Source organism: Streptococcus sp. 1343 (genome assembly GCF_013277355.1).
In the GTDB taxonomy this organism is placed as follows: domain Bacteria; phylum Bacillota; class Bacilli; order Lactobacillales; family Streptococcaceae; genus Streptococcus; species Streptococcus pseudopneumoniae.
Map to the genome: position 1 here is coordinate 92116 of NZ_VMMT01000028.1, position 6092 is coordinate 98207.

The 6092-nt window shown below is 40.4% G+C and carries 6 protein-coding genes and 2 pseudogenes; 1 reads left to right on the forward strand and 7 read right to left on the reverse strand.

Annotated elements, in window-relative coordinates; all coding sequences use genetic code 11:
- Positions 1-234: 234 nt before the first annotated feature.
- From HT709_RS05040 to HT709_RS05065, 6 genes and pseudogenes are all read right to left on the reverse strand, one after another.
- Complete coding sequence (locus HT709_RS05040; RefSeq protein WP_172925243.1) at positions 235-630, reverse strand: YtxH domain-containing protein; 396 nt, start codon at positions 628-630, stop codon at positions 235-237.
- Positions 603-1029, reverse strand: a pseudogene (locus tag HT709_RS05045) (DUF948 domain-containing protein). Before HT709_RS05045 ends, HT709_RS05040 begins: the two are co-directional and overlap by 28 nt.
- A complete protein-coding gene (lgt, locus tag HT709_RS05050; protein WP_000886657.1) occupies positions 1030-1818 on the reverse strand; it encodes a prolipoprotein diacylglyceryl transferase in 789 nt (262 codons plus the stop codon).
- Positions 1811-2746, reverse strand: a complete 936-nt coding sequence (hprK, locus tag HT709_RS05055) for an HPr(Ser) kinase/phosphatase (protein WP_000115147.1) — start codon at positions 2744-2746, stop codon at positions 1811-1813. The genes lgt and hprK overlap by 8 nt, the downstream gene beginning before the upstream one ends.
- Positions 2747-3026: 280 nt before the next feature.
- Complete coding sequence (gene rpsU / locus HT709_RS05060; RefSeq protein ID WP_000048054.1) at positions 3027-3203, reverse strand: 30S ribosomal protein S21; 177 nt, start codon at positions 3201-3203, stop codon at positions 3027-3029.
- 138 nt (positions 3204-3341) lie between these two features.
- Complete coding sequence (locus HT709_RS05065; protein ID WP_000864588.1) at positions 3342-4049, reverse strand: glucosamine-6-phosphate deaminase; 708 nt, start codon at positions 4047-4049, stop codon at positions 3342-3344.
- A 150-nt stretch (positions 4050-4199) separates the two neighbouring features.
- Here HT709_RS05065 and queA point away from each other — a divergent pair, with 150 nt between their 5' ends.
- Entirely contained in the window at positions 4200-5228 is a 1029-nt protein-coding gene (queA, locus tag HT709_RS05070) for a tRNA preQ1(34) S-adenosylmethionine ribosyltransferase-isomerase QueA (RefSeq protein ID WP_023936046.1), read from the forward strand.
- Between the two features lie 615 nt (positions 5229-5843).
- Here queA and HT709_RS11775 read toward each other — a convergent pair.
- Positions 5844-6092, reverse strand: a pseudogene (locus tag HT709_RS11775) (N-acetylmuramoyl-L-alanine amidase family protein); the annotation flags it as partial.

A 6092-nucleotide genomic window follows, 5' to 3' on the forward strand; every position in this document is an offset into this window, starting at 1 on the left:
CCACATTGATTTCTAATCATAAAAAAATGAATTGCTTAATATTAATAAAATATCAGTAAAATATAAAAAATGTAAATATTTCACTTTCAACACTGCCATTATACCATAATACTCAATGAAAATCAAAAAACGCATAATATCAGGCCTTGAAAAACCTTGATACTATGCGTTTGATTATGGGAAGATCTACTTCATTTTCTCCTAGAATTGAGTTTTTGCCCAGTCTCATCAAATCTAGATTTTTTCTTCTTTGATATCAATCACAATCTCTTCTGATTCATCAAGAATTTCGGCCTTTTCTTGCCATTGCTCTTTGAGATTATTGAATCGATATTTTGATACTTCTGTCGCTTGACGAGCACATGATTTGGCTTGAGCAAGGACGCTGTCCACAGTGATTTCACCCGACTCAACCCGTTCTTTGGTTTTAAGAACAAAATCTGTAGCCTGCTCCTTGACTTCTGTCAGTTTTTCACAGACCTGCTCCTTGGCATACTCTGGATTTTCTCTCAAATCATCCAGAAAATCTTGAGCCTGACTGCAAACTTGTTTGCCCTTGTCGCTTGTTAAAAACAAGGCAAGAGCTGCACCTGAAACGGTTCCTAAAAGGATTGAGGATAATTTACCCATAAGGATTCTCCTTTTTTATTTTTTTAAAAATTTACTTGCAAGACGAAGAGCTGATAAACTTGCCCCAGTCTTGAGTGTTTTTGAACCAGCTGATGAAGCTTTCTTGCTCAAGACACGCGCATGGTCATTGAGGTCTGAAACAGATAGAGATAAATCTGCAACAGCACTAAAGAGTGGATCAATCGTTGCCACCTTGACATTAATATCATCTGCCAAGACATTGATCTTAGACAGCAATTCATTGGTATGATGCAAGGTCACATCCACATCTGAAGTCAAGGTTTTAATCGTCTTCTCTGTTTCATCGATAACACGGCCAAGCTTTTGTACAGTAATGATTAGATACACTAAAAATACAATCAAAGCAAGGGCAACAAAAATATATGCAACTTCTAACATTTAGTTTTCCTCCTCTGTAACATAGTAAGGGGCCTTCTTTCGATTTTGATATAGAATGATAAAAATACCCAGTCCGATAAGGACAACTGATAGCCATTGAGACACTCGAAGGCCAAAGAACATGAGACTATCTGTTCGCATGCCTTCGATGACCATACGACCGAAACCATACCAAATCAAGTAAAAGGCCGTGATATGACCTCGTCTGAGACTTTTCCATTTTCGTCTAAAAATCAGAATCAAGGCAAATCCAAGTAGATTCCATAGGGACTCATAAAGAAAGGTCGGCTGACGGTAGCTCCCCTCAATATACATCTGGTCACGAATAAAGACAGGTAGATAATCCAAATTATCCACTGCTGCACCATAAGCTTCTTGGTTAAAGAAATTGCCCCAGCGACCCAAACTTTGGGCAATCATGACGCTAGGCGCCGCAATATCTAGAAAATCCCAAGTGTTAATGAGTTTACGATCAGCAAAGATATAGAGTACAAGTGCCCCAGTTATCAAACCACCGTAAATGGCCAAACCACCATTCCAAATGGCAAAAATCTCTCCCAAATTCTGACTATAATAATCAAAACGGAAAATGACATAGTAGAGACGAGCTCCTAAAATAGCCAAGGGAAAGGCTATCAAGATAAAATCTAAAATATCGTCTGGTATGATCTTCTTTCTAGGCGCTTCTTTCATGGTCAAATAAACCGCAAGAATCAAACCTGTAACAATACACAAGGCATACCAACGAATGGCTAGAGGGCCTAGTTGAATAGCAATTGGATCAAGCATTAGGCACCTCATTTCGAGCGATGAGACTTGTCAGTCGTTCTTCGAACAAACGGGTCGCATCAAAGCCCATTTCCTTGGCACGATAATTCATGGCAGCTGCCTCAATCACGACAGAAATATTACGACCTGTTTTAACTGGAATGCGGATACGAGGAATGGCTACGCCAGAAATTTCTATTTCCTCTGCATTGTTTCCAAGACGATCAAAAGTCTTATGTGTATCATAGTTTTCCAAATAGACAGCAAGTTGAACCTGTGAAGAATCCTTGACGGCACTGGCACCGTAGAGGCTCATGACATCGATAATCCCAACCCCACGAATTTCAATCAGGTGTCTCAAGATTTCAGCCGGTTCACCCCAAAGAGTAATCTCATCCTTGGCAAAGATATCGACCCGGTCATCAGCTACCAAGCGGTGACCACGTTTGACAAGTTCCAGACCTGTCTCACTCTTACCAATTCCACTATCTCCCTGAATCAAGACGCCCATCCCATAGATATCCATCAAAACCCCATGAACACTGGTACGTTCTGCCAAACGAGAATCCAGATAGCTAGATAACTCTCCAGATAAACGACTTGTCGCTGTACGGCTGGTTAAAATAGCAATCTTACATTCTCTGGCTGCTTTTAACATCTCCTCTGGAACCACCAAACCACGGGCAACAATGACCGCTGGTGTCTCAGGTAGAAACATTTTTTTCAAAACTTCATAACGGCTGTTGGAAGGCATGCTGATCAGATAAGACCACTCCTTCATCCCCAAAAGTTGAATCCGCTCTGGCGTGTAGTAGTCAAAATAACCTGTCATTTCAAGACCAGGTCGCGTAATATCTGCTGTATTGATTTCCTTTTCAAGCAATTCTGGTTCGCCATAGACAATGTCTAGTCTAAGCTTTTCAATCACTTCTTTTACTAAAACCGACATCATTTCCTCCTTCAATCGAGTTCTTCTCTCTATTATATCAAATTGTAGGAGGAAGTTTCAGATTTTTGCAGGCTTTGGAGTATTTATTTATACTCAATGAAAATCAAAGAGCAAACTAGGAAACTAGCCGCAGGTTGCTCAAAACACTGTTTTGAGGTTGTAGATAAGACTGACGAAGTCAGTCACATACATACGGCAAGGCGACGTTGACGTGGTTTGAAGAGATTTTCGAAGAGTATTAAAAGAAAAAGGACTAGATTTCTCTAGCCTTTCATTTCAATTAGAATTTTTTACGTTTACGAGCTGCTTCTGATTTACGTTTACGTTTTACAGAAGGTTTTTCATAGAATTCACGTTTGCGTGTTTCTTGAAGAGTACCAGCTTTAGTAACCGCACGTTTGAAACGACGAAGTGCGTCGTCAAGAGATTCATTCTTACGTACTACTGTTTTAGACATTTTTTTCACTCCCTTCAAGTTCAATATCTATTTTATTCTACACGTAAAAGGAATAATTGTCAAGCAAAAATGCGGTTTAATTTTGATTTTTTCTTCCATTTATACAAGAGTTGAAAGCGTTCAACAGAACATTGCTTTTTATTTTTCAAGTAAGCTAAGCGCTTCAGCATCCGCAATAATGGTCACATCAGGGTGATTTTGGAGACTACTTGCAGGTAGATTCTCAGTCACTGGGCCAGACACTGTTCCGGCAATGGCTTCTGCTTTCGACTCACCGTAGGCAAAGAGAAGGATTGACTTGGCATCCAAGATGTTCTTAATCCCCATTGAAATAGCTTGGGTTGGGACGTCTTCAATCTTGTCAAAAAAGCGCGCATTGGCTTCAATAGTAGACTGGTCAAGTTCTACTAGATGCGTTTGACTGTCAAATGGAGTACCAGGCTCATTAAAGCCGATATGCCCATTGCGACCGATTCCCAAGATTTGCAGGTCAACTGGATGGTCAGCCAAAATTTGGTTGTAGCGTTCAACTTCAGCTTCAGCATGATCCTTAACACCACGAGGCAAGAAACTTTCTTTAAATGGTTTTTGGTTGAACAAGTTTTCTTGCATGAAGTGACGGTAAGACTGTGGATTGTCGCCATCAAGGCCTACATACTCATCAAGGTTGACACTGGTTAGATTTGAAAAATCGAGGTCACTTTCAACAATTTCCTTATAAAATTCAAGTGGACTACTTCCTGTCGCAAGCCCTAAGGTTTGAGCGCCATTGGCTAATTTTTCCTTCAAAATCTCAAAAGCAACTTTTCCACCTTCGATTTGGTTTTCAACTTTAATAACTTTCATCTTTTCATCCTCCATTTCTATCTATTTTTATTATATGGTATAGACCAATTTTTGTCAAGTGAAAACGATTTAATTTCTAAAAAAAGAGCGTCTATACTTGAAACATGTTATAATGGATAGGATTAGAACTTAGAAAGAATGAACAGATATATGAATACAGCTGATTTTGACTTCCACTTACCTGAGGAATTGATTGCCCAAACACCCCTTGAAAAACGAGATGCCTCTAAACTCCTCATCGTCAACCGTGAGACAGGAAAAATGCAGGACAAACACTTCCACTCCATTATTGATATGCTGGAACCTGGTGATGCCCTCGTTATGAACGACACCCGCGTTCTCCCTGCCCGCCTCTATGGTCAAAAGGAAGAAACTGGAGGCCATGTGGAACTTCTCCTGCTCAAAAATACTGCTGGAGATGAGTGGGAAGTTCTGGCTAAACCTGCCAAACGCCTCAAGGTCGGTACTCGTATCAGCTTTGGTGATGGTCGCCTCAGCGCTGTCATTACAGAAGAATTGACCCACGGAGGCCGCATTGTCCGCTTCGAATACCACGGAATTTTCCTAGAAGTTTTGGAAAGTCTGGGAGAAATGCCATTACCACCTTATATCCATGAAAAACTAGATGACCGTGAACGCTATCAAACCGTTTACGCCAAGGAAAGTGGCTCTGCTGCTGCACCGACTGCTGGTCTTCACTTCACCAAAGAACTGTTGGCAGAAATCCAAGCTAAGGGTGTTCATCTAGTCTATCTGACTCTCCATGTCGGACTCGGTACCTTTAGGCCCGTTTCTGTTGATAATCTGGACGAACACGAAATGCACTCAGAATTCTACCAACTTTCTGAGGAAGCTGCTGCCACCCTTCGCTCTGTTAAGGAAAATGGTGGTCGCGTCATCGCTGTCGGAACCACTTCTATCCGCACCTTGGAGACCATTGGTTCCAAGTTTGATGGGCAAATCCAAGCAGATTCTGGCTGGACCAATATCTTTATCAAACCTGGATATGAATGGAAGGTTGTTGATGCCTTCTCAACTAACTTCCACCTGCCAAAATCAACTCTGGTCATGTTAGTTTCTGCCTTTGCTGGCCGCGAATTAGTCTTAGATGCCTACCACCATGCCATCCAAGAACACTACCGCTTCTTTAGTTTTGGCGATGCCATGTTTATTTATTGAGAAAGAATTTCTCTAAATCTTCTAATACCAATAAATCGCTAAGATATTATTTCAAAGAACATCTACAATTGAAACTCTAGCTAGCTGTAGAGGACGCCTAGTACATTGAAATTAAAATGCTTCCCCCTAGCTTCGAAAATATTGCCATATATTGCGTTGACTCTCCAAATTGATTCATCTATATTTTATTTCAGCTTCCTATATTTTCTTCGCTGTTTGTAAATCAAAATGCAAGACACATGAGTAGCACCATATTTGTTACTCTTATCTGTCCTCTCAAGAGACTATTATGAGTTGTTTCAGAATCATTCACTACTTTGACCCTGACTCTCCTTAGTCTCAAAATCAAAGACTTATACTCTTCGAAAATCTCTTCAAACCGCGTCAGCTTCATCCACAACCTCAAAACAGGGCTTTGAGCAACCTGCGGCTAGTTTGCTCTTTGATTTTCATTGAGTATTAAACAAAAAGTGAACAAACCTGAATTCTAATGTACAGAAGACTAGGTTTGTTCACTTTTTTATAGTCGCTATAAGATGAGCTTATCTATAGCTTTTTATACATAATTATATATCCAGACATACTATTATCAATTGTGTCGCAGGGAGGAATCTGTTAACGCACCCATTCACCATTATCATTGACTCTATAGCCATCTATACTTGTATTGATCGCTAGCTCACCCGATGCATTTACATAATACCATTTACTGCCAACTTGGAACCATTGATTGGCTTTCATAGAACCGTTGCTGTTGAGGTAGTACCATGAACCATTATTTTGTAGCCAACCTATCTCCATAGAACCATTATCGTTGAGATAGTACCATGAACCATCAACTTGCTCCCAACCTGTTGCCATGGA

Coding starts and splice junctions, on each gene's coding strand:
- HT709_RS05040 (WP_172925243.1), bottom strand. CDS start 630: ATGGGTAAATTATCCTCAATCCTTTTAGGAACCGTTTCAGGTGCAGCT.
- hprK (WP_000115147.1), bottom strand. CDS start 2,746: ATGTCGGTTTTAGTAAAAGAAGTGATTGAAAAGCTTAGACTAGACATT.
- rpsU (WP_000048054.1), bottom strand. CDS start 3,203: ATGTCTAAAACAGTAGTACGTAAGAATGAATCTCTTGACGACGCACTT.
- HT709_RS05065 (WP_000864588.1), bottom strand. CDS start 4,049: ATGAAAGTTATTAAAGTTGAAAACCAAATCGAAGGTGGAAAAGTTGCT.
- queA (WP_023936046.1), top strand. CDS start 4,200: ATGAATACAGCTGATTTTGACTTCCACTTACCTGAGGAATTGATTGCC.
- lgt (WP_000886657.1), bottom strand. CDS start 1,818: ATGCTTGATCCAATTGCTATTCAACTAGGCCCTCTAGCCATTCGTTGG.